We start from the raw sequence: 21,319 nt of genomic DNA on the forward strand, positions 1-21,319 counted from the left end.
CGCACCAGCACCTGTCGCACTTGTCGCACCCGTCGCGTCCCCCATCGCACTGCACCGAGGAGCCCTGTTGAGCGCAACCCAGGCCACCGGCCCGGAGGCCGAGGCGGTATCCACCATTCCCACAGCCGGGCCTGTGCCTGAACCCGTGGGGACGGCGCCGGGCATCCCGCTGACCCGGCGGGCGGCCGCCGAACTGGTCGGCACCGCCGCCCTGGTGGCCGTGGTGGTGGGTTCCGGCATCCAGGCCACCGAGCTGAGCCGGGATGTGGGGGTGCAATTGCTGGCCAACTCCCTCGCCACCGTCTTCGGGCTCGGGGTGCTCATCCTGCTGCTCGGCCCGGTCTCCGGCGCGCACTTCAACCCGGCGGTCACGCTCGCCGAGTGGTGGACCGCACGGCGCGACGGCTCCGGCCCCGGCGCCGGCTCCGGCTCCGGAGTGACCGGCCGCGAAGCAGCCGTCTACGTCCCCGCCCAGATCGCCGGGGGAATCGGCGGCGCCATACTGGCGGACGCCATGTTCGGCCGGCCGCTGGCCGAGTGGTCCACGCACGACCGCTCCGCCGGACACCTCCTCATCGGCGAGGTCGTCGCCACCGCCGGCCTCATCCTGCTGATCTTCGGGCTCGCCCGCTCCGACCGCCTGCGGTTCGCTCCGGCCGCGGTCGCCTCGTACATCGGTGCCGCGTACTGGTTCACCTCCTCCACGTCCTTCGCCAACCCGGCGGTGACCATCAGCCGCGCCTTCAGCGACACCTTCGCGGGCATCGCCCCGGCTTCGGTGCCCGGCTTCATCGGAGCTCAGCTCGCCGGCGCCGCGGTGGGCCTGGCCCTGGTAGCGCTGATCTTCGGCCGCGGGAGCGCCCGCGGCGGCTCCTCGGCGGATCGCTGAACCGAGCTCCGTAGAAGGAGCACTCACGGGCCTTCCATACCTGCATGAGGCCGCAGCCCTGCACATGGGGCCGTGGCAGCGCCGAACGCGGCCGCGCGATCCAACTGGCTGGCTGCTCAGGGAAGTTGGCGCCCCATCTTCGCCGACTGCCGGTTATGTCCCTTGGTGTCCCACCACTCTTCCAGGAGGGTGTGGACCAGGTGCACGAGTTGCCTGAGGCGATCGCGATCGGGGGCGGGGGAGGTGAATACATCCACAAAGGACTTGTCGTCCCAGGGGAGAGTGAACTGCCACCGCTCGTCCCGGTGACCTTGACGCACCACAGTGAGCCGGTATGTCAACGTCACGCTGTGGTCGGGGTGATGGTCGACCGACAGATCAGAGATGCTGAATCTGATCTGACCGTCACCAGTGGTGTATGAGCGAGCCAGAGCCTGCTCAGCCGGCGTCTGCGTCACGATGCACACCATCCCGTCACGATGCACACCATCCCCCGGGGACCCGGCGCAACCGCCGTCAGCGGGAAACGACGCCAGGGTGCGATGGCATCGGCGCTATCAGTCGACGCACACAACGAGCAGGCACACCTTCTCCGGTGACGACGGTTTCGGCGCAGAGCTCGCAGTCGACGTATCCGTGTCGGAGCGGTCGGTCGGCTCGGGCGCGGTCGTTCGGGAGGATTCGGGGCCGGAGCGGTGCGTCTGTGTTTCGCGGATCGCGGTGGGTGTGGCCTGCGGGGGCGCACTCGTCGTCGCGGTGGGATGGGCGGTGGCCGCGGTGCGGGGCGGCGGGCTCGCGGCGGCCGTGGGGGGCTCGACGGCGGCAGTTCTCCGCTGCGGGCTGGTTGTTGTCGGGGCCGGGCGAGTGCCGGGGTGCCGCGAAGCACGGTCGTCCGGCTGCGCCGATGACGAGTCGGGGGCGCCTATTCGGGTTGTAGCCTGGGGCGATATGTCCGGCGCTGAGGCTGTGTCCGAGTGAGTGTTGGACGATCCGGTCGGCAGCGCAGTGAAGGCCAGGCCGCCGCCGACGAGTGCAACGGCCGACGCGACTGCGGCCCGACGACGGCTCTTCTTCCAACGTGCCAGCTGCCGGCGCCTGGCCGCACGGCCCTGTACGGCGGGCGCGGCCGGTTCCTCGCTGCTGGATGAGCCGGCACCCGGTGCTTCCGCTCCTGTTCCCCCGGACGTGCCCCTACCGGTCACTCCGGCTCCGGAGTGCGTGGTGCCGCGGTGGAATTCCGAGGAGGGGGACTCCCCGCTGCCGAATGCATCCCATGTCGCTCTCGGGGTCGCTGCCGCCGCGTTGCGGGGGCGATGGGCAGGCGGGGCGATGTCCGGGGCGTATGCACCGCACCCTGGGCACACCAGGGCGCCATTGAGGTTCCGACGGCACGAGGAGCAGTAGTCCATCTGCGATCTTTCTGTGCTGACTGCCCGGCCAGGGGCGCCGACGACTGGTTCGCCTTCGCACACGCCGAACGGCCAGCAACGCTAACGGCACCTGCCGAAGGCAATCTGTAGCCCCTGTGTCGCTCTTGTAAAGATCACTTGCAGGCCATGGCTCGAACTCGGACCTCTCATTGCGATGGGTGCGATGGGTGCGATGAGGACCATGTCCTACGTTGTCAGCCCGAGTAGCCGCCGCCCACCCCGGTCGTCCGCGTCCATCCCGAGACCGGCGAGCGCGGGCTGTTCATCGGCGGCTTCGCCCAGACCGTCGCCGGAGACGTCCCGGTCGGTGTCGACGGCAGGCACAGCCATGTCATCGAGGGCGACGAAGCGGTCCACTACACACCCGTCGCGGCCCGAGACGCTCACGGCGTGCGGCGGGAACGGACACCCGGTTCCCGCCGCACGCCGTTGGCCGCGGCGGCCACGGCGATGCCCAGCACGGTCAGCACGATGTAGCCGTAGACCTCGTAGCCGTCAGGGATGACGAAGCGGAAGAAGCCGAAGAACGCCGGTCCCCAGTCGATCCACTGGTGCACCAGACCGGTGACGCCGCCGGCGATGAACATGAAGCTGAGGAAACCGAGGATTGACTTCATCTCTCGAGCGTAGAAAGCACAGTTCAGAGCCGGTATAGGCCGAGGGGATCAGCGGCTGCGGCCAAAGTCCCGACTTCTGGGCGCAGTTGTCATCCGAAAGTCTCGCGGAGCACCGCAGGGCTCCCTCCGAGCCCTTCGGCGCTTAGATTTGCCGACCGGGCGCCCCGGAGCCGGAGATCCAGCGGGCGGCCGGGGTGATCCGGGACAGCGCACATCGGGCGTTGCAGGATCTGCGCGAGATCATCGGCGTGCTGAGGGCTGTGGAGGACGGCGGCCGGCCACAGCCGACCCTCGCGGAACTGGAGCGGCTGGTCGAGGAGTCCCGGGCGGCGGGCGCCCGAGTGGCGCTGGATCTACGGGTCGCGGAGCCGGGTGCGGCGCCGGCGCTGGCGGGCCGCACCGCGTACCGCATCGTGCAGGAGGGTCTGACCAACGCCCGTAAGCACGCACCGGAGACCGAGGTGACCGTGGCGGCCGGCGGCGGGCCCGGCAAGGGGCTGACCGTGGAGGTACGCAACCCGCTGCCGCGCGGCGGTGCGGGTGCGGCCATCCCCGGCGCGGGCCAGGGCCTCATCGGCCTGACCGAGTGGCGCACGGGCACGGGAGCAACTCGCGGCGCTCGGCGACCGGGAGCGGGAGGTGGCGGTCGCCGTGGGACAGGGCAAGTCCAACGCCGAGATCGCCACCGAGCTGCACGTGTCCGTGCCCACGGTCAAGACCCATGTCTCGCGCATCCTGACCAAGTTGCACCTCAACAACCGGGTGCAGATCGCACTGCTGGCCCACGACGCCGGGACATCCTGAGCCGCGCACACGTCGAGTTGCTCCGCGTGCTCACATGACCGGCGCGTGCAGGCCGATTACTCACGGGCCGTCGACGTCCGCGCGGAGCGCGTTGTAGTGCGCGAAGGCGGTCTCGACGTCTGTTCTGGTGAGGCCGTAGCGGCTCAGGTCGTACGTGTGGGGGCGGGTGCCGGCTGGACGGGCCACCACGCCGGCCAGGCGGGATGCTTCGTAGTCGGTCCAGTGTGCACCGATGGCCTCGTAGAGCTTCGGGGCCCCGGTGTGCGGGTCGGTGCCGAGCCAGGAGTAGGGAACGTCCACCAATGCGTCCGGGGAGATGGCGCTGCGGGCCTCCAGCGCGCGGGTCATGCTTCGGCTCAGCAGTTCCAGCCAGATGGCGCCGATGGCGTGGAGGTCGACAGAGCTGACGCTGATTCCCATGCCTGTTTCCACCAGGCTGCAGAGAGACGCTACGGCGGTGACCGGGTCGCGGTGGGTCCATACGAGGGTGGCGTCGGGGAAGACGGTGGGCAGGACGTCGAGGTGCTCCAGGTGCATGGGGGACTTCAGGATCCAGCGGCGGCGCGGGCGGCCGTACTGGAGTACCTGGAAGATCTGCTTGAGGTAGCGGTAGTCGGGGAGGAAGTCCCGCTGGAGGTGCCAGGCCTGGTACTCGGGTATGCGGGCCTGGGACAGCGGCATCAGGGCGTGCGGGAGGGCGAAGGTGCACTCCTCGGGGCCCTCCGCGATCATGGGGTGGATGTCCCGGAAACGCGGGACGAGGCGGTTGGAGCCGTTCTCCATGCGGCGGGCCGCCGCGATCGCCTTGCGGCGGTGGCGCGGGGGCAGTTCCAGGTCGGGGGTGAGCAGTTCCCACAGCAGTGGGCAGCGGTGGCCGGCCGAGAGGGACAGTACGTTGTGGGTGAGGGTGGTGGCCGTGCGCGGCAGCCCCACGACGAACACCGGTCTCTCGATCGGCTCTTGTTCGATCTCGGGGTGTTCGGCGATCAGACGTCGGATTCGGGCCCGGGTGGCCAGGTGCCGGTTCACGTGGTCCTTTGCCGAGCGCCAGCCGAGCGGGGTGAGGTTCTCGGCCCGGGACCAGTGGCGGAGCAGGAAACGGAAGTCCTCTGCGAATTCCTCGTCGCCGTCCGCCTGCCCGGCCTTGGCGAGGAGCCGGTCGAACACCCGGTCCGGTGTGTGGCGGGAGCCGAAGCCTGGTCTGAGGGAGAGGTTGGCCAGGGACAGGGCCAGCGGGGCGCGGGCCATGGAGGCAATCCTTTCCGGGTGAAGGGGAGTTGACGGTGGTCAAGCCTTCCCGCCGGTCACGGCCGCAGGTACACCGGCAGCTCCTCCATGCCCTGCATGATCACGCTCTCCCGCCACCGCAGCTGCTCCGGCGATGCCGCCAGCCGGGTGCGGGGAAAGCGCTCTATCAGGCGGCCGATCGCCACCTCGCCCTCCAGGCGTGCCAGCGGGGCCCCCAGGCAGTAGTGGATGCCGTGGCCGAGGGCGAGATGCCCGCCCGCGGACCGGCTCACGTCCAGCAGGTGGGGCTCGTCGAACTGATCGGGGTCCCGATTCGCCGAGCCGAGTCCCAGCAGCACCAGTTCGCCTTCGGGAATGACCGTGTCCCCGATGCGGACCGGCTCGGTGGTGTACCGGTACGTGGCCAGCCGGACCGGGCTGCCGTAGCGCAGCAGCTCCTCCACCGCCTGCGGCAGGAGCGTCATGTCGCCGCGCAGCAGCTCCCACTGGTCGGGGGCGCACAGCAGGGCCAGGACGCCGTTGCCGATGAGGTTGACCGTGGTCTCGTGTCCGGCGATGAGCAGAAGGACGGCGGTGCCCAGCAGCTCCTCCTCGGTGAGCTGGTCGCCGGCCTCGTCAACGTGCACCAGCGAGCTGAGCAGGTCGTCGGCGGGCCGGGCCCGCTTGGCGGCGATCAGCTCGGCCATGTAGCCATTGAGCTCCCGAGCAGCCTTCTCGACGGCCGCGAGGTGCCCACCGCCGAGGAGCGTGCCCGTCCAGCGGCGGAAATCCGCCTGCCTTTCGAGCGGAACCCCCAGCAGCTCGCAGATGACGGTGATCGGCAGCTGGAAGGCGAAGGATCCGATCAGGTCCGCGGGCCGGTCCGTGGGCATCGCGTCGAGCAGGTCCTCGGTGATCTCGAGCACCCGCGGCCGCAGCTGCTGGATGCGGCGCTGGGTGAACGGCTTGGCCACCAGCCGTCGCAGCCGGGAGTGGTCCGGCGGGTCGCCATTGAGCATGTGGCGCGGAAATAGGTGAGACATCTGCACCCTCTGCCCGGTTTCCGCGAGCTGACGGGCGATGATCTCCCGTACCTGGACCGCGTCCTTGGCGAGACGCGGATCGGTCAGGGCCGCGCGAACGTCCCCGTAGCGGGTGACGACCCACGCGCGGGTCCCGTTAGGGAGGAGCAAGGGGTAGGCCGAGCCGGATGCGCGCAGCCGCGCGTGGACGGTGTGCGGATCCCTCAGGTAGTCGGGGTTGATCACCAGGCTGAGGGGTTCCGTAGGGGTGGCGTTCACGTGGTGGTCTCCAGGTGGTCCGCTCGTACTACAGGGCCGGATCGGCTGCACCCCGCCGGAAGCCGCAGATGACCGCCTTGGAGGTCAACGTGCATTGGCGAGATCACCGCCGGTCGCGGCGGTGCGTGGCCCTGTCGTACCAGGCCGGGGCATACATGGTCGCAGTGCGATATACCGGATCCACTCCAGGATGACCCAGCGGGAGCGGGCCTGACCAGAGCACTTTTGGGCATCCGGGAAACGACTCGTCGGCCACGGGCGGGTCGGCCCCCTCATGTTGAGTGGAAACCCGGGTCAGGCTTTTTTGCCCGCGTGCAGCAGGGCTGCCGCCCGTACCTCGGGCCGGACCACCGCCGCCGGTGGCACTCCGTGGCTGCTCAGCGGGCGGGCGAGAACCGGTCGAGCAGCAGGTCGAGCCTCTCGGCGTGCTGGCTGGGGCGGAGCCGGCCGCTGCGGAAGAGGCTGACCAGCCCGTGCAGCGCACTCCAGACGACTTCGGTGCAGGTGTCGGCGTCGGGGTCGCCCGCTGCCTCGACGACCGCCGAGCGCAGCTCGTGGAACGCGGTACTGAGGACTGGAGGCGTTTCCGGGAGGCCGAAGCGCAGGTCGGAGGGGAGCACGAACATCGCTTCGTAGAGGGCGGGATTGGCCAGGGCGAAGTCCGTGTAGGCATGCGCGACCCGGCGCAGCGCCGCCCCCGACCCGTCGGTCGTTTCCTGGGCCTTGCGCAGGGCGGTCGCCAGTTCATCGAAGCCCTGGAGCGCGACGGCTCCGACGATGGCCTCCTTGCCCTTGAAGTGGCTGTAGAGGACCGGCTGGCTGTACTCGATGGTATCGGCCAGACGGCGGGTGGTGACCGCCGCCCACCCCTCCGCCTCGGCGAGGCTGCGGGCCGTATCGATGATCAGTTGGTGGCGGTGGGCGTATTCGCGCTCGCGTCGGTCTCGCACGGACATGGCCACAGGCTATCGCCATTCGCTTCTCTAGCATCGCTTGCAATGTCAGCGATAGAGCATCTAGCATCGCTAGCGCCAGCGGCGCCAGTGCCGTGCTGCCGGAACCGGGAGGGCGGCGGATCCCGTGGCCATCGACTACGACGAAGCGGAGCACCACAGTGGCGGCGGCTCACGAACTTCTCACCGGCATCGCCCTGTTGGCGGTCGGGATCATCTACGGGACCGATGTCTTCTGCGCGTTGGTGCAGCGTTCCGCCCTCGGACGGGTCGATGACGAGACGCTCACCAAGGTGATGGGCTTCGTCCACCTGTACGGCGACAAGCGGCTGTCCGTACCGGGCGCGCTGAGCGTGGTCGCCACCGTGCTCACCGCGATCACCGCCGTGCCGACCGGAAACGCCACGGCCATCGTGGCGGGCATCGCCGCCGTCCTGTTGATGGCCTGCTGGTTCGGCGTCTACCTGCGCGTCAGCGTGCCGGTGAACAAGCAGCTCACCGAGGCGGCCGAAAGCGGCTACACGTCGGCGGACGCACGGGCGCTGCAGGAGAAGTGGGACAGCGTGATCAATTGGCGGGCGGGCCTCCAGTGCCTGACTCTCACCGCGCTGTTCGTCGGCGGGGCCGCGGGCTGAACTGGTCCGGAAGGTGCCGCTGTTCATGTATTCCATCGAGCTGAAGGAGCTCTTGTGAAGGTCTTCGTCACCGGAGGGTCGGGCTACATCGGCCGGTCCCTCCTGCGGGTCCTGGTGGAGCGCGGCGACGAGGTCACCGCGCTGGTGCGGTCGGAGGAGTCCGCGAAGGTGGTCGGCGAGCTCGGTGCCACGCCAGTGCGCGGGCAGCTCACCGATGCGGACGTGCTGCGTTCCTCGGCCGCCGCCGCGGACGGCGTCATCCACCTCGCGCTCACGGGCGACGAGCACTCGGGCGAGGTCGACAGGATCGCGTCCGACGCACTGCTGGAAGGTGCGGGCAGCAAGCCGTACGTGCACACGGGTGGCGCCTGGACCTGGGGCAACACCGATGGTGCGGTCACCGAGGACGCCCCGTACGACCCGCCGGTGATCACCTCTTGGCGGGTGGCGGGCGAGGAGCGGGTGCTCGCCGCACAGCAGCAGGGCAGGCACCCGGTGGTCGTCAACCCGGGGCTGGTGTACGGGCACCAGGGCGGGCTGCCGGCTTCTTCGCCTGGCAGGGTTCACAGAGGGGCGCCGTTCCGTACATCGGTGACGGCAGCACCCACTGGTCCCTGGTGCATGTCGATGACATCGCCGCTCTCTATGCGCTCGCGCTGGAGGCTCCGGCCGGCCGGATATACCTGGGTGTCACCGGTCAGAACCTGACCACCAGGGAGATCGCGGAGGCTCTGAGCCAGGCCGTCGGCATCCCGGGCAAGACCGCATCGGTGACCGTCGAGGAACTGCGTCAGACCCTCGGACTGGTCGCTGACGCACTTGCCCTGGACCAACAGTTCGACACCAGCCGGGCCCGCGACGAGCTGGACTGGCAGCCGGCTCATCTCGACGCCCTGGGCGACCTGGCCAAGGGGGTCTGAGGGACGGCTGGAGGACGTTTCGCAGGGCCCCCTGGGGAACAGTCTCTGACCAGCAGAAATGATCGGAGGTCGTGCTCGTTTCCGGGCGACTGCGCGATGCCGTGATTCCCCGTGCTTCGCCGGCTGATCGGGCACACCTCGGGCACACCTCTGGCGCGCTACAGAAGGTGCACAGTGGAGATATGGGCCTTCGGCGGCGCCTTGCCGATCTGTGGCAGCCATGGCAACCGGGCCACGCGCTGCTGGCGATTCCCGTCGCGCTCATCGTGGCGGTCACAGTGATCGACCTACTGGCGCCGCCGCACATTCACCTCGGGCCTTTGCTGGTCGCAGCCCCCGCGATCACCGCTTCGTTCGCCGGCCCGTGGCTGACCGGACTGGTCGGCGCCCTGGCCGTGGCGGCCCAGACGATCATCGCGATTCTGCGTGACCGCGACGAGCTGTTCTCAGCGAACCACCAGGTGCAGATCGCTGCCCTGGCGCTGATCGGGCTCTTCCTCGTGTTCTTCTGCCGTCAACGCGAGCGGCACGCCCGTAAGTTGGACCGGGTACAGTCGGTGTCCGAGGCCACACAGCGGGTGGTTCTGCGGCCGTTGCCCCATCGGTTGGGTCCGCTGCGGATCGCCTCCTTGTACCTGGCCGCCGAGGACGAGGCGCAGATCGGCGGAGACCTCTACGCGGCGACGCGCACAGGGACCGGCGTGCGTCTGATGATCGGTGACGTCCGGGGCAAAGGCCTGCCCTCCATCAATGACGCCTCCGTGCTGATGGGCGCCTTCCGGGAAGCCGCCCACCGGTGCGCCACCCTTTTCGAACTCGCCGACACCCTGGAGACCAGCATCTGCAGGCACCTGGCCGAGTACGCACATCACGCGGAGGCTCCCGACGAGCTTCACGAGCATTTCGTCACCGCCCTGATCCTCGACATCCCCGACGAGAACTCCATGGCTCAGATGATCAACTGCGGACACCCCCCGCCCCTGCTGCTGCGCAAGGACCACGTGACCACCCTGCACGCCCGCCACCCCGACTCCCCGCTGGGCCTGTGCGATCTGCCCAGGGCAGGCTTCACCGTCGACCCGTTCACCTTCGAGGACGACGACACCCTCCTGCTCTACACCGACGGCGTCATCGAAGGCCGAGCCCCCGACGGATCCTTCTATCCGCTCGCCGAACGCGTCGCCCGATGGACCGGCAGCGGTCCCGAAGCACTGCTCCACCACATCCGCGACAACCTCCTCACGCACGTCGGCGGACACCTGGGCGACGACGCAGCCATGGTGGTCATCCAACGCTCGCCCAAACTCCAGCCGGGCCAACAGCTCAGGATGGCCATCCACATCAACGGCATCCCCCACCACGCCGACAGCGCATAGGACGCCGGAGCTACCCCGCACCCTGCTCCCAGCCAGGAGTGATCACTCGGCGGACGGGCACCGGCACTGCTTGGCCATCCCCGGCCAAGGCGCCGCTGCCGGCAGGCCGCCGACCGACCCGGCGCACCCGGACGAGTTCTGACCACCCATCCGCCCACACCCGCCGCACCCCATTCGGCCCTACACTTGCATCAGAGCTGCCCCAGACCCCGGCCGCGTCCCCGCACCGAGGTCAAGGAGCCTTGTATGTCGTTCAGTTCAACCCGTTCCGAAGTCACCGTTCCGCCGGACGCGGTCCCGCCGCCCCAAACGTACGACGGATCGGCCCCCTTCCCGGCAGAAGCCCCCGCACCCGCGCGCAGCGGCAGTGACCGGCTGTACGTGGCGGTGACCGCGGCGATCGTCGTCGCGCCGTTCCTCGCGCTCGGCCTGGCCGTCTGGCTGCTGTGGGGAAGCCTGCTCCACCCCTCCGACGTCCTCCTCGGCCTCGCCCTCTACGTGATCACGGGATTCGGCGTCACGGTCGGCTTCCACCGCGGTCTCACTCACGGCAGCTACACGGCCGTCCGCCCCGTGCGCATCGCGCTCGCCGTCGCCGGGTCGATGAGCTTCCAGGGCGACGTCATCGGCTGGGTCGCCACCCACCGCCGCCATCACGCCTTCACCGACCGTCCCGGCGATCCCCACTCGCCGTACCGCTACGGCGTCGGCCTGGGCGGACAGCTGCGCGGGCTGCTGCACTCGCACATCGGCTGGTTGTTCCGCAACGACCGTACGCCCGCCCACCGCTACGCCCCCGACCTGCTCGCCGATCGTGACATCCGCGCGGTCTCACGTGCCTTCCCGGCGCTGTGCGTGTTCACCCTCGCCCTGCCGCTCGCGGTCGGCTGGGCGATCGGCGGTACCTGGGTGCACGCCCTGACCGCGCTGCTGTGGGCGGGGCTGGTCCGCATCGCCCTGCTGCACCATGTGACGTGGAGTGTGAACTCGCTGTGTCATGTGATCGGCGACCGGCCGTTCCGTACCCGGCGCCACGACCGGGCTACGAACCTGTGGCCGCTGGCCCTGCTGTCGTTCGGGGAGAGCTGGCACAACCTCCATCACGCCGAACCGACCAGCGCCCGCCACGGCGTCGATCGCGGGCAGCTCGACCCCTCAGCCGCGGTCATCCGCCTTCTGGAGCGACTCGGCTTGGTGCGTGACGTGCGCTGGCCCACGGCGGACCGTATCGCCGCCCGACGCTGCTGAGCCCCGCTCATCCCACTCCGCCCCCTCACTCCCACCAACTCGTCGGACGCGCCGACATCGTGTCCTCGGACTGGAGTCCCCTTGGCCACCACTGTTCAGCCCTTGCCCTCTCTTCCCCTTGTACGCATGCGCCTCGCACCGCGCGGCTCGCTTCCACGCCGTATCGACGGCGCGTGGTGGCCGCACACCCACGACCTCGTCGCTGAACTGCCGCTGCTGATCGCCGCGTTGCCGCGCACCTGGGGGCAGATCGCCCGCGTCACGGTGAGCGGCGCGATGTGGTGCTCCTCGCCCCGCCGGATGCTCGTCGCCAACCACGTCGTACGACTGGGCAGATCGACCACGCACCACGACCCGCCCACCATCTGCCTGCTCGCCCCCGGCCAGGGCCGATGGGATCTGCTGGTCGTCCCGCCCGAAACGACCGAGACGGAGGCAGAGCTGCTCATGGCAGCCGCCGCCGCGCCGGCCTCTGTCTGACGAACCGGCTCGGCGAGGGCGGGATCGCGCCTGAGGAGGGAGAGGGCCGCTACGGCACGGCGAGCTCGCGCACTGTCGCCATGTCGCTGAAGGGGAGCAAGTTTTCGCCGACGATCTGGTGAGGCTCGCTGCCTTTGCCGGCGATCAGGACGATATCGTCCGGGTCCGCGACGGAGAGGGCGAACGCGATCGCCTGACGGCGGTCGGTGAACCGCTCGAATGGTGTGCCGGTCGCCTCGAGGCCCGGGGCGATCTGGTCCAGGATTGTCCGGGGGTCTTCGTTGCGGGGGTTGTCCGAGGTGAGGACGCACAGGTCGGAGTGGGTCCCGGCGATCCTCCCCATGTCGGCCCGTTTGGTGATGTCCCGGTCCCCGCCGCAGCCGAAGACGGTGATGACCTGGCCGCGGGCGAAGCCGCGGATGGTGGTCAGGACCTTGTTCAGGGAGTCCGGTGAGTGGGCGTAGTCCACGATCACCGACGTACCGCACGGGGTTTGAAAGCGTTCGAACCGGCCCGGGACAGGAGGCATCCGGTCGAGCGCGGCGACCAGTCCGCCCAAGTCGTGCCCCAGAACGTGGCAGGCCGCCACGGTGGCCAGCGCGTTGGACACCGAGAACCGGCCCGGGACGGGGATCGCCGCCGGATACTTCCGGCCGTCGTGGTGCAGGGTGAACCGCGTGCCGGAGGCGTCCACGCTGATGTCGGTGGCCCGGTAGTCCGCCTCGGTGTCAAGGGCGTACGTGGTCACCGCACCGGGCATCATCGTCTGGATCCCGGCGCCCACAGGGTCGTCGATGTTGACCACTGCGCGTCGGCACAAGCCCTGGAACAGGCGCAACTTGGCATCCCGGTAGTTCGCCATCGTGCCGTGATCGTCCAGGTGATCCTGTGTCAGGTTGGTGAAGACCCCGACATCGATGAACGTACGGTCCACCCGGTGTGTCAGCAGGGCCATTGACGTAGCCTCCAGAACCACGCTGCCGGCTCCGCGGTCGCGCATGCACCCCAGCAGGTACTGCAGGTCCGGCGACTCCGGCGTGGTCAGCACCGACCTGGGCATCGGGATCAACTCGTCGCCGATCCGGCTGCCGGCCGTCCCGATGACACCCACTCTCGCGTCCTCGGAGATCCGCAGCACCGACTCGACCATGTACGACACCGATGTCTTCCCGTTGGTGCCGGTGATCGCCACCATGTCCATCTGCCGCCCCGGCTCGCCAAAGTAGCGGGACGCGATGACCGCGGCCGCTGTCCGGGTATCCGGCACCCGCACGGCGCACACAGCCGCCGCCGACGCCCACACCGACGGCGGAAGAGCCGGTGCCCTACCGTCGACGAGTACCGCCGCCGCGCCGCGTGCGAGGGCCGGTGCCACGGAGCCGGGGCCGCCTTCACGGTGGCTGGGCACCGCGATGAACAGCAGACCCGGCGTCACCCGGTTGGCGTCGAAGGTGGTTCCCGCAGTGATCCACGTCTTCTCCGGGTCGCCCTGCAGAACGTGGTGTTCCTGCCCGGCCAGTAGCTCGCTCAGCTTCACGATGATCCCTTCGAAGGTGGATCGGGCCGGTCGTGCGGCCGTCGCCAGGCGGCAGCGCCGGCGGCGTGCCGGAAGCTGCGGTGGTGATGGTGATGATGCGGAGCAGTGGCGCAGACACGTCCGATGAGAGCCGGACGTGTCAGCTCCGCGCGGCAGAAGACGTCCTGCGATCTTCTTGGAAGATCAGCCGGCCGGGGGCAGAGGGCCCGGGCAGGAACCCCGGGAAATCGCTAGCCGTGCCCGTGCAACGCAGTGCGGCCGGTTACGGGCGCCTCGACGTCGGCCGCGGTCGCCGGGCCGACGACTGCCGAAGCCGCAACGGCCGCGCGCAGCGCACGGGGGGCCTGCTGCAGGCACTCCCTCACGGCACTTGTGCGACCCATGGCCCGAGTGTACGTCCGGTCGCGCGGCTCGAAATCCGCATCCGGCGCGCCCGCCGAGCCGGCGACCCGCTCGCCGCCGCGTGACAGCCCTTCTGCGCCGCGGCACCGGCGTCGGATCGGCCCGGGGTTGACGACATTCCGTTCGCGGATGCCGGAAGCCGGCGGCTGGCTGTCGGCGGCCGGGTTCGTCGTCCGCTTCTGCTCGGTGTGGCGGACTTGCGGTCGTTTCCCGCGGTCACGGAGCGGGTGACGATGGAGTGTGCGGGCAATGGCCCGGGCGTTGCTGACGCCCCGGCCCGTGAGCCGGCCGTGGTCGGCCGAGGCGGTCGGCACCGTGGAGTGGACGGGTGTGCCGCTGCGGCTGCTGCTCGACGAGGTTCGTAAAAGGCCGGCCCGTCAGACCTGCGCCGACTCCGGCAGCGGCGGCATCGCAAGCCTGAGCGCCTCGATGATGCGGTTGGCGATCGGCCGGGCCAGATCGTAGAGGCGCAGGGCCTTCACGGTCCCCAGCTTCTGCCATGGGGGGAGCGCCAGCCGGTCGGTCAGATCCTCGACGGAGTCTCGAACTGCGCGACCCTCGGCGGTGAGCGTGCCGTCCGGGGCGAGCAGGCCGCGCTCGGCGAGTCGGCGCTCGGCTGCTGCCCAGTCGGCGTCCGTCCACTCGCGGCGGCGCTGGATGCTCTTGCGCACTTCGCCGCCTGCCGCGGTGATGGTGACCAGCGCCTCAACGCCGTCCAGGCCCGCTTGCAGCAGAGCGGCGTTGTGGCCGTCGCCGCGGAACTCCCGCAGCGTGGTGGCGGCCTGCCACAGTGCGAGATGCGGCTCGGCAGGCACCGGCAGTGCGGCGTTGGCGGCGCCCAGCGGGCGGCCTGGCGCGGTGCAGGCCCGCGCTGCTTCGACCGCCAGCGTCGAGGCCTCCATGATTTCCTCCGAGCCGAGCGCTTCCTCCCCAAGGATCTCTCGCAGCGCCGCGTCCACGCCGACCAGTCGCGCCGAGAGCACCTTCTCGGGAGCGGCCGCGGCCCACAGGGACGCCGTATTCCGCTCGATCATGGCCGGGTTGAAGTGGTAGAAGACCGCGTCCACGACCGACGGCGGCACGGCGCCGAGAGGCGCAGCCCGCCCGGCGAAGTACCCGCTCCACGGATCCGTGAGCCCCAGGTCGTGGAATGCCTGCTGGGCTCGCGGAGCCAGGATGACCACGGCGTGGTACGGCTCCAGGACGTCCCGCAGCGCGCGGGCGACCCGGAATTCCATGGCCCGTGCCTGGCCGGCGGCATGGTGTTCTTCGGGCACGGTGCTCTCCTTCACTCGTCAGCACACAGCAAAGCCGCCCCGAGCATAGGCCCGTATGCTTCAGAGCTTCAAATATTCAATATCTGCAATAAGTGGCGCAGGATCGCGAAGGGCCCCATCGCTGAGCGCTGGGGCCCTTCGTATGCCCTGCGGCGCGAGTGCGGAGGATACGAGAGTGGTACTCCGCTGGTCAGCGGCTGTTGCCCAGCAGTGCGGCGCTGCTCACCGGTTCCTGCCGCCGCTGACCGTTGATCCGGTGCCGCTCGATCGACGACCGGCGGTAGACCTCCTCCCGCACCCGCTGGATCTCCCCTATCGGCCGGTGCTCCTCGCGCGCCCGCCACGGGGTGATCGACGTTCCGTCCGCGATCTTCAGGTTCTCCTCACCCGAGATGTCCTGCGCGGCGATGTCGATCCGGGCCACAGTGACCCAGGGCGACAGCTGCTCCGGCCATTCCACGGAGGTGTTGTCCACCGGCATCCGGCTGAGGTCCACGTTCAGCTGCACCTGCAGTTCGAAGGCGTGGTCCCGCTCACCCATCTCCGCGACCAGCGTGTTCCGGAACGCCTCACCGTCGGCCGCCACATCGACCGTGTCGTGCACGATGCTCTTCAGTGACTCCTCGGTGGGGGCGGTCCGCACCTTGGCGATGTAGTCGCCGTACCGGAAGGCGCCCATGCTGTTGTACGTGTACGACAGCAAGTTCCTCCGCGGGACCGCGGTGAACGACATCATCGCGAACAGCTCGTCCCACAGCCACTGTTCAGGGGTCTGCAGGGTCCCCTTGCGGGTGAGGAAGTCGCCCAGCCACGTCTTCCGCGTGGCCGGGTTCGCCAGCGCGTCCGGCAGCTCGGCGAACAGCTGCTCCAGCACGATGTAGTCGTGCGCGGTGTTGGCGAAGAACGTTCGGTTGTTGATCAGATTGAGGTCGAACGTCGTCGCCTCGGCTTCGTCTGACAGCAACGAGATCCCCGGCACCCCGAACATCTTGATGCCCATGCCGCAGGCCGCCCCCAGCAGCGAATCCGCCCGCAGGTGGCCGAGTCCGTTGGAGTAGCGGACGACCGCGTCGTACACCTGCGGCTCGGCGAAAATCCCCTGCGCGTACTCGGGCGGCAACTCCGGCACGCTGACCACGGCCCTCGCCAGACCGTAACTCTTGCCGTGCGCCGTACGAACGGCCCGGCCCACGCCCTGGCGCTCGACCGAATCCCGGGTCCGCTGTGCCACGGCCCGGACGACCTCGTCCAACTCCTCCTGGTAGTTGGGGCGCTCGATCGGGGCGTAGTCCTCGTACTTGACGAATCCCATGGCTGTCTCTCCTGTTCCTGTCTTCGCGAGGGTCACCTTCCACAAGAAAGATAGTGCACGATTCCATCGTGCACGATTGATGCGGGCGTGACTCACCCCACGCTGCGAACGCCCGAGGGCGCCTCGCCTCGGATCGGCCCAGCTCGGATCGGCCCAGTTCGGCTCAGCTCAGCCGGTCCGTCAGCTCCCTCAGCTGCCGCCGCAGCCGATCCGCTTCCTCCGCCGTCATCCCGTAGGCCCGCCCGATCGTGGCCGGTACCTGCTCGGCCCGCGCCCTGAGGGCCGCGCCCTTCTCCGTCGCCGTCACGACCACCAGCCGCTCATCGTCCGGCCGCCGCTGCCGGCGCACCAGCCCGGACGTCTCCAGCCTCTTGAGCAGCGGCGACAGCGTTCCGTACTCCAGGCCCAGCACGGTCCCCAGCTCCTTCATCGGGACCTCGCCGCGCTCCCAGACCGCCAGCATGACCAGGTACTGCGGATAGGTCAGCCCCAGCTTCTCCAGCAGCGGCCGATACGCCGCCGTCACCGCCCGCGAGGCGGAGTACAGCGCGAAGCACATCTGATCGTCCAGCACCATCGACGCCGCCGGAGCCTTCTCTTCACCCATCCCCCTATTCTCCGCCAGGCGCATCCCGCCCTGCCGAGGCCGTCACCCCACCCGCTCCGGACCAACCGTCCGCCGGACGACGAAGGCCCTGGCCGGAAACCGATCGGGGCCCTTCGTATGCCCTGCTGAGCGCGTGCGGAGGGCCCCGAGACGGACTCGTGCGGGGCGTCAACCGCGGCCTTCGCCTTACGCGTGCTGCTTGCGCTGCTCACATGTCGGTGAACCTCAGAGCCGCCCTAGACTGAAAAGGACCGGTTCGGGGACGCGGGGACGGGGACTGGGAGCCCGGGATCAGGGCCGGGGCCGGGGCCGGGGGATGACCACCCCAGGAGGACGCGATGTTGCGGCACACCAGACTGGCCGGGGAATCAGCGGACTACCTCGCCGCCCGCGAAGAGCTGCGCCTGGCCGAGATCGACCTCATGCGCCACCGCGAGAAGGTCGCGGCCCAGCGACGGGCGCTCCCGCAGGGGCCTCCGGTCGACGACTACCTCTTCATCGAGGGCCCCGCCGAGCTCGACGCCGGCGACACACCGGTTCGTGAGGTCGCCCTGAGCGGGCTGTTCACTGCCCCGGACCGCCCGCTGATCGTCTACCACTTCATGTACGGCAAGCTGCAGACCGACCCCTGCCCGATGTGCACCCTGTGGATCGACGGCTTCAACGGCATCGCCCACCACATCGCCCGCAACGCCGACTTCGCCATCGCCGCGGCCGCCGACCCGCCCGTCCTGCGGCAGCACGCCCGCAACCGCGGCTGGCACCGGCTGCGGCTCCTGAGTTGCGGCGACAGCACGTTCAAGTACGACCTCGGCAGCGAGGACAAGGACGGCGAACAGGACTCCACCATCTCCGTCTTCACCCGCGACGGCGACGGCACGGTCCGCCATTTCTACTCCACCCACCCACGCATGGCCGACGACATCGACGAGCGCGGCATCGACCTCCTGGCTCCCGTCTGGCACCTCCTCGACCTGACCCCGCAGGGGCGCGGCGATTGGTACGCGGGCCTCGACTACTGATCCCCGACAACGACTACGGATCCCCGGCAACCCGGCAACGCCGGCGGGTGCAGCAGCGCCATGGCTTCGTGACGTACAAGGGCGTTTCCCAGCGGACCCGAAGGAGACTGACCCACCCCGAACAGCTACCTCAGGAGCCATTTTCTGGTCAGCTCCATCACCTCCGCGCGGCTGTGCCGGCCGTGGTCGGCGGCGATGAAGTGGGTGCCGATCCGCACTGAGAAGGTGATCATGCAGCGGACCTCGACGTCGTCCTCGTCGGCGCAGAACGAGCCGAACAGTGAGCGCAGGTACTCCATGCGCCGGTTGTCGGCGCGCCGGAGTCGCTGCGCGACGGCCTCGTCGCGCCGGGCCCAGTCGCGGATGGCGAGGTCGGCCGTGGTGCCCATCACCGGTCCGTCGCTGGACGAGGCGACGATCGTGAACAGCCGGTCCAGCTTGGCCCTGGCGTCTCCCCCGCCGCTCTCGACCCGCTCGATCACTCCCTCGGTGACCTCGCGCTCCCACGTGTCGAGCATCTCGGTGAGCAGTGCGCCGCGGTTGCCGAAGTAGCCGTAGAAGCCGCCCTTGCTGACACCGAGCGCCTGCGCCAGCGACTCGATCCGGACGGCCTCCGGGCCGCCGGCGGAGAGCGCCCGCAGCCCTTCCTCGATCCATCTGCCGCGAGGCGTGCGGGCCACGCCCATGATGTTTCTCCCCTCATGTCTCCCCTCATCTATACGGTCCCGTATAGATGGTGCCAGCGTCTATCTATACGGCATCGTATAGACAGGAGCCTGCTCATGAGACTCCCCAGAACCGCGCACACTTCCCGTCCTTGGCGGATCCACGAGATCGCCGGCGACTTCCACCTCGAGGACGTGTGGGCGTTACCGACACCAGGCGGTCCCGACGACCTCGCGCGACTGGTGCAGCAGATGACGAACGGCGACGGGGCGCACCTCTCCTCCCTGTGTCGCGCATGCTCTTCGCGGTCCGCTGGAAGCTCGGGGCACTGCTCGGCTGGGACAAGTCCGGTGCCGGCATCGGCGCCCGGGTGCGGACGCTGCGGGACCGGTTGCCGGCGGATCTCCGTGAGGGTCCCCAGGGGCCCGGCTTCCGCGTGACTCCGTTGACCTCCGTCTTCCAGACGCACGACGAGTGGGCGGCAGAGATGGCCAACCGGACCGTGCACGCGGTGATGCACATCGGCTGGGTCCAGGACGGGGCCGACGGTTACCGCGCCCAGATGGCCGTCCTGGTGAAGGCGAACGGCCCGCTCGGCGCCGTATACATGGCCGGCATCAAGCCCTTCCGCTACCTGGGGGTGTATCCGGCGCTGCTTCGAGCGATCGGGCGCAGGTGGCAGGCGGGTGTCGACGAGGGGAGCGCGGGCTGACACCACGCACACCGGGACCTGATCGCCGGTCAGTGCCGGAGGTGACAGCCGGGCAGCTGGAAGTGGCCTCCCCGCCCTGGCGTTGCGGCCGCCGAGCTGCCAGGCTAATCGTTCCCCACGACATAACCGCTCGTGACGCAGCGGGCTGATGGATGTAACGTACATCGCACACTTTCGGCCACTGCTGGCCGACATCGAACCAGGGGCTGTGATGCAGGAACTTTCGACGTCGCCCGCTCATGCCCACCAGGAGACGATGTCAGTCGACTCCCAGGTGCGGCAGTTCCCGGGCACTCCGGGCAGGCGTCGCAAGGCAGTTGACGGCCACATGGTGCTTCTCGCGGTGGTGCCTGCCGGGCTGGTCGCCGTCACTGGAGCCGCATCCGCCGCTCTCCTGTTCACCGCGGGTGTGGCCCACATCGACAAGGAGGCCTTCTGGGGTCTGCTCACGGGCGTGCTGCTGCTCATCTGCGGGATCCTCACGGGCGCAGGGCTCTTCGCCTCCGCGAAGGCGCGGGACGACGCTCGGCGCTATGCCGAGCTGAGGTCCTTCGCAGCACGCGGTCGGGCCGAACTGGCGGCGTTGCGACAGCAGATGGAGCAGGGTCAACAGCTGGTAGAGCGTCAGCGGAACCAGGCCGGCCCGTTGCCCGCGCAGACGGGGGATGCCCTGAATCGGCTCGGGAACGAGATCGCATCCGCCCAGCGCGCTGCCGAGGCGACTGTGGGGGAGCTCGCGGCACGGGAGCGTGGCGGCGAGCACTTCGAGGTCTTCGCCAATCTGGCCCGAAGGCTGGAGTCTCTGGTGCACCGCGAGATCGGGCTGCTGGACGACCTGGAGAACGAGGTCGAGAACCCGGAGTTGCTCAAGGGCTTGTTCCATGTGGACCACCTGGCCACCCGTATCCGGCGGTACGCCGAGAATCTCGCCGTGCTCGGCGGCGCCGTCTCCCACCGCCTGTGGACCCGACCGGTCAGCATGGCCGACGTGCTGCGTTCCGCGATCGCCGAGATCGAGCAGTATTCGCGGGTCAAGATGGTGCCTCCGGTGGAGGGGATGGTGAGCGGCCACGCGGTCGTCGACGTGGTCCACCTGCTCGCGGAGCTGGTGGAGAACGCCACGGTGTTCTCCGCTCCCCAGACCCAGGTGCTGCTGCGTGCCGAGCACGTCACCGCCGGGCTGGCCGTCGAGGTCGAGGACCGTGGTCTGGGCATGACCTCCGCCGAGCGGAATCAGATGAATTCCCTGCTCACTTCCCCGGACGGGGTCGCTTTGGGCGAGCTGCTCCAGGACGGCCGGATCGGCCTGTATGTGGTCTCTGCGCTCGCCCGGCGGCACGGCATCGTCGTACAACTCCAGAGCAATGTCTACGGCGGTACACAGGCGGTGATGGTGCTGCCGCATGAGTTGCTGGGCCAGCGTCCGGACGTGGTGGAATCGCAGCAACAACCCTCGAGCGTCACTCCCCCCGCCCCTCATGGACACGCCGACGACTCGGCGGAGCAGGTAGGTGCGCGTGACACGCTCACCTCTCGAGGTCCGGTACCCGCACCCGCGTCCGTACCCGCACCCGCGTCCGTACCCGCACCCGCACCCGCGCCGGTGCCCGCACCGGTGGCTGAGCCACCACTCGCCCCCGTCGCGGACTCCACGCCGGCAGAGGGTCGCCCCGTGCTGCCCAAGCGCCGCCGTCAGGAACACCTCGCCCCGGAGTTGCGGCAGCACTCCCACGCTGCCGTGATGCCGGAGGAAGCGGAGGAGGCCGAGCACGATCCCGGCCTGATGGCCGCCTTCCAGACCGGTATCCGCCGGGCCGAGGAATCCAAGGAAACTGACACCTCCCCGTCCCTTGGCGGGCATACCCGTCCCGACCCCGTCCCTTAGCAGTTCACGTCATTGAGGA

24 protein-coding genes and 3 pseudogenes are annotated in these 21,319 nt (G+C 69.5%); 14 read left to right on the top strand and 13 right to left on the bottom strand.

What is annotated here, in order from left to right:
- Positions 1-67 precede the first annotated feature (67 nt).
- On the top strand, positions 68-889 hold the full coding sequence (locus tag ACTWP8_RS14065) for an aquaporin (protein WP_443322476.1): 822 nt from the start codon (positions 68-70) through the stop codon (positions 887-889).
- Between the two features lie 116 nt (positions 890-1,005).
- Here ACTWP8_RS14065 and ACTWP8_RS14070 read toward each other — a convergent pair whose 3' ends face one another.
- The 4 genes from ACTWP8_RS14070 to ACTWP8_RS14085 form a co-directional block, all read right to left on the bottom strand.
- Positions 1,006-1,347 carry a hypothetical protein gene (locus ACTWP8_RS14070; protein ID WP_443322478.1) on the bottom strand — a complete coding sequence of 114 codons (342 nt, stop codon included), beginning with the start codon at positions 1,345-1,347 and terminating at the stop codon, positions 1,006-1,008.
- 99 nt (positions 1,348-1,446) lie between these two features.
- Positions 1,447-2,298, bottom strand: a complete 852-nt coding sequence (locus ACTWP8_RS14075) for an SCO2400 family protein (RefSeq protein ID WP_443322479.1) — start codon at positions 2,296-2,298, stop codon at positions 1,447-1,449.
- A 207-nt stretch (positions 2,299-2,505) separates the two neighbouring features.
- Positions 2,506-2,649 (bottom strand): hypothetical protein, encoded by a 144-nt coding sequence (locus tag ACTWP8_RS14080; RefSeq protein WP_443322480.1) that lies wholly within the window; start codon positions 2,647-2,649, stop codon positions 2,506-2,508.
- A 53-nt stretch (positions 2,650-2,702) separates the two neighbouring features.
- Positions 2,703-2,936, bottom strand: a complete 234-nt coding sequence (locus tag ACTWP8_RS14085) for a hypothetical protein (RefSeq protein WP_443322481.1) — start codon at positions 2,934-2,936, stop codon at positions 2,703-2,705.
- Positions 2,937-3,088: 152 nt separating this feature from the next.
- Here ACTWP8_RS14085 and ACTWP8_RS14090 point away from each other — a divergent pair.
- Positions 3,089-3,580, top strand: a pseudogene (locus ACTWP8_RS14090) (sensor histidine kinase); the annotation flags it as partial.
- Positions 3,531-3,740 (top strand): annotated as a pseudogene (locus ACTWP8_RS14095) (response regulator transcription factor); the annotation flags it as partial. The pseudogenes ACTWP8_RS14090 and ACTWP8_RS14095, both read left to right, overlap by 50 nt.
- A 60-nt stretch (positions 3,741-3,800) precedes the next feature.
- Here ACTWP8_RS14095 and ACTWP8_RS14100 read toward each other — a convergent pair.
- The 3 genes from ACTWP8_RS14100 to ACTWP8_RS14110 form a co-directional block, all read right to left on the bottom strand.
- Positions 3,801-4,988 carry a sulfotransferase family protein gene (locus tag ACTWP8_RS14100; protein WP_443322482.1) on the bottom strand — a complete coding sequence of 396 codons (1,188 nt, stop codon included), beginning with the start codon at positions 4,986-4,988 and terminating at the stop codon, positions 3,801-3,803.
- Positions 4,989-5,044: 56 nt separating this feature from the next.
- Positions 5,045-6,268 (bottom strand): cytochrome P450 family protein, encoded by a 1,224-nt coding sequence (locus ACTWP8_RS14105; protein WP_443322483.1) that lies wholly within the window; start codon positions 6,266-6,268, stop codon positions 5,045-5,047.
- 377 nt (positions 6,269-6,645) lie between these two features.
- The gene (locus ACTWP8_RS14110; protein WP_443322484.1) at positions 6,646-7,224 is read right to left on the bottom strand and encodes a TetR/AcrR family transcriptional regulator; all 579 of its coding nucleotides are present in this window, start codon (positions 7,222-7,224) and stop codon (positions 6,646-6,648) included.
- 158 nt (positions 7,225-7,382) lie between these two features.
- On the opposite strand from ACTWP8_RS14110, the gene ACTWP8_RS14115 reads away from it, so the two are divergent.
- The 6 genes from ACTWP8_RS14115 (at position 7,383) to ACTWP8_RS14140 (ending at position 11,880) form a co-directional block, all read left to right on the top strand.
- Complete coding sequence (locus ACTWP8_RS14115; protein WP_443322485.1) at positions 7,383-7,856, top strand: DUF1772 domain-containing protein; 474 nt, start codon at positions 7,383-7,385, stop codon at positions 7,854-7,856.
- Positions 7,857-7,910: 54 nt separating this feature from the next.
- Positions 7,911-8,564, top strand: coding sequence for an NAD-dependent epimerase/dehydratase family protein (locus tag ACTWP8_RS14120; protein ID WP_443322486.1), 654 nt, complete (start codon positions 7,911-7,913; stop codon positions 8,562-8,564).
- Positions 8,565-8,626: 62 nt separating this feature from the next.
- Positions 8,627-8,776, top strand: a complete 150-nt coding sequence (locus ACTWP8_RS14125; RefSeq protein ID WP_443322487.1) for a hypothetical protein — start codon at positions 8,627-8,629, stop codon at positions 8,774-8,776.
- A gap of 182 nt (positions 8,777-8,958) precedes the next feature.
- Positions 8,959-10,152: a PP2C family protein-serine/threonine phosphatase gene (locus tag ACTWP8_RS14130; protein WP_443322488.1), complete on the top strand. Its 1,194-nt coding sequence runs from the start codon at positions 8,959-8,961 to the stop codon at positions 10,150-10,152.
- A 246-nt stretch (positions 10,153-10,398) separates the two neighbouring features.
- Positions 10,399-11,400: an acyl-CoA desaturase gene (locus tag ACTWP8_RS14135; protein ID WP_443322489.1), complete on the top strand. Its 1,002-nt coding sequence runs from the start codon at positions 10,399-10,401 to the stop codon at positions 11,398-11,400.
- A gap of 126 nt (positions 11,401-11,526) precedes the next feature.
- Positions 11,527-11,880 (top strand): DUF5994 family protein, encoded by a 354-nt coding sequence (locus ACTWP8_RS14140; protein ID WP_443322490.1) that lies wholly within the window; start codon positions 11,527-11,529, stop codon positions 11,878-11,880.
- A 49-nt stretch (positions 11,881-11,929) separates the two neighbouring features.
- On the opposite strand, the gene ACTWP8_RS14145 is transcribed toward ACTWP8_RS14140, so the two are convergent.
- Together ACTWP8_RS14145 and ACTWP8_RS14150 are read right to left on the bottom strand one after the other, a co-directional pair.
- A complete protein-coding gene (locus tag ACTWP8_RS14145) occupies positions 11,930-13,417 on the bottom strand; it encodes a UDP-N-acetylmuramoyl-L-alanyl-D-glutamate--2,6-diaminopimelate ligase (protein WP_443322491.1) in 1,488 nt (495 codons plus the stop codon).
- A gap of 230 nt (positions 13,418-13,647) precedes the next feature.
- Positions 13,648-13,800: a hypothetical protein gene (locus ACTWP8_RS14150; RefSeq protein ID WP_443322492.1), complete on the bottom strand. Its 153-nt coding sequence runs from the start codon at positions 13,798-13,800 to the stop codon at positions 13,648-13,650.
- A 198-nt stretch (positions 13,801-13,998) separates the two neighbouring features.
- Between ACTWP8_RS14150 and ACTWP8_RS14155 the strand changes: the two genes are divergently transcribed.
- Positions 13,999-14,184, top strand: a complete 186-nt coding sequence (locus ACTWP8_RS14155; RefSeq protein WP_443322581.1) for a hypothetical protein — start codon at positions 13,999-14,001, stop codon at positions 14,182-14,184.
- Entirely contained in the window at positions 14,099-14,284 is a 186-nt protein-coding gene (locus tag ACTWP8_RS14160; protein ID WP_443322493.1) for a molybdopterin-dependent oxidoreductase, read from the top strand. The genes ACTWP8_RS14155 and ACTWP8_RS14160 overlap by 86 nt, the downstream gene beginning before the upstream one ends.
- Here ACTWP8_RS14160 and ACTWP8_RS14165 read toward each other — a convergent pair.
- The 3 genes from ACTWP8_RS14165 to ACTWP8_RS14175 form a co-directional block, all read right to left on the bottom strand.
- Positions 14,197-15,096 carry an SCO6745 family protein gene (locus ACTWP8_RS14165; protein ID WP_443322494.1) on the bottom strand — a complete coding sequence of 300 codons (900 nt, stop codon included), beginning with the start codon at positions 15,094-15,096 and terminating at the stop codon, positions 14,197-14,199. The two genes, ACTWP8_RS14160 and ACTWP8_RS14165, sit on opposite strands and share 88 nt — an antisense overlap.
- Before the next feature lie 190 nt (positions 15,097-15,286).
- On the bottom strand, positions 15,287-16,408 hold the full coding sequence (locus ACTWP8_RS14170; protein WP_443322495.1) for a catalase family protein: 1,122 nt from the start codon (positions 16,406-16,408) through the stop codon (positions 15,287-15,289).
- A 163-nt stretch (positions 16,409-16,571) separates the two neighbouring features.
- Positions 16,572-17,015 (bottom strand): MarR family winged helix-turn-helix transcriptional regulator, encoded by a 444-nt coding sequence (locus ACTWP8_RS14175; RefSeq protein ID WP_443322496.1) that lies wholly within the window; start codon positions 17,013-17,015, stop codon positions 16,572-16,574.
- A gap of 338 nt (positions 17,016-17,353) precedes the next feature.
- On the opposite strand from ACTWP8_RS14175, the gene ACTWP8_RS14180 reads away from it, so the two are divergent.
- Positions 17,354-18,037: a DUF899 family protein gene (locus ACTWP8_RS14180; protein ID WP_443322497.1), complete on the top strand. Its 684-nt coding sequence runs from the start codon at positions 17,354-17,356 to the stop codon at positions 18,035-18,037.
- Between the two features lie 125 nt (positions 18,038-18,162).
- Here the strand turns inward: ACTWP8_RS14180 and ACTWP8_RS14185 are convergent, their stop codons facing one another.
- Complete coding sequence (locus tag ACTWP8_RS14185) at positions 18,163-18,723, bottom strand: TetR/AcrR family transcriptional regulator (protein WP_443322498.1); 561 nt, start codon at positions 18,721-18,723, stop codon at positions 18,163-18,165.
- 96 nt (positions 18,724-18,819) lie between these two features.
- Between ACTWP8_RS14185 and ACTWP8_RS14190 the strand changes: the two are divergent.
- Together ACTWP8_RS14190 and ACTWP8_RS14195 are read left to right on the top strand one after the other, a co-directional pair.
- Positions 18,820-19,415: pseudogene (locus tag ACTWP8_RS14190) on the top strand (DUF2867 domain-containing protein).
- A gap of 256 nt (positions 19,416-19,671) precedes the next feature.
- Complete coding sequence (locus ACTWP8_RS14195) at positions 19,672-21,300, top strand: ATP-binding protein (RefSeq protein ID WP_443322499.1); 1,629 nt, start codon at positions 19,672-19,674, stop codon at positions 21,298-21,300.
- Positions 21,301-21,319: the final 19 nt, after the last annotated feature.

The organism is Streptomyces sp. 7N604 (assembly GCF_052245475.1).
GTDB lineage: Bacteria > Actinomycetota > Actinomycetes > Streptomycetales > Streptomycetaceae > Streptomyces.